This is a genomic window from Bradyrhizobium sp. AT1 (assembly GCF_001590795.1).
GTDB lineage: Bacteria > Pseudomonadota > Alphaproteobacteria > Rhizobiales > Xanthobacteraceae > Bradyrhizobium.
In genome coordinates this window covers 7,301,368-7,302,026 of record NZ_JXDL01000001.1, presented here as the reverse complement: position 1 = coordinate 7,302,026, position 659 = coordinate 7,301,368, and the positions used below count along the sequence as shown (strand labels likewise).

Here is a 659-nt window from a genome sequence, read left to right as displayed (position 1 = left end):
AGCCGATCTGAGTCAGGTTGGTTGCGCCAAACGCCTCGATCGTTGTCGAAGGAATCCCGACCGTACCGTCTCCATTGAGGTCCTGATGTAAGTCAATCTCGAGATTTTCGAGCGCACTACTGCTGCCGGACACGATTTGAGTCAGGTTTGTCAGATAGTTCCCATTCGCATCCGTACTCCACACCGTGTAGTTGTCGGCCCCCGGGGTCTTCCAGGCAAAATCAAATCCGCTCGCGGTTTGCTCTGCCCCGATCGGCACCCACGGTGAGAATTGGCCGCTCGTGACGGCAACTCCATTGTACTTCAGGATTGGGCCAGAGCTGCCCAAGTAATAATTTGAGCCGATCTGAGTCAGGCTGGTCGCGCCAAACGCCTCGATCGTTGTCGAAGGAATCCCGACCGTACCGTCTCCATTGAGGTCCTGGTGAAATACAGTCTCGAGGTTCTCGAGTGCACTGCTGCTACCCGAGACTATTTGCGTCAGGTTGGTCAGATAATTCCCATTCGCGTCCGTACTCCACACTGTGTAGTTGTCGGTCCCTGGTATCTTCCACGCAAAATCAAATCCGCTCGCCGTCTGCTCGGCCCCGATCGGCACCCAAGGCGCGAACTGGCCGCTCGTAACGGCCACCCCGTTGTATTTCAGGACCGGTCCGGAA

The 659-nt window shown here is 56.3% G+C and carries 1 pseudogene; it reads right to left on the bottom strand.

Features of this window, described 5'->3' with window-relative positions:
• Nucleotides 1-659 (bottom strand): annotated as a pseudogene (locus tag SE92_RS33655) (hypothetical protein); the annotation flags it as partial.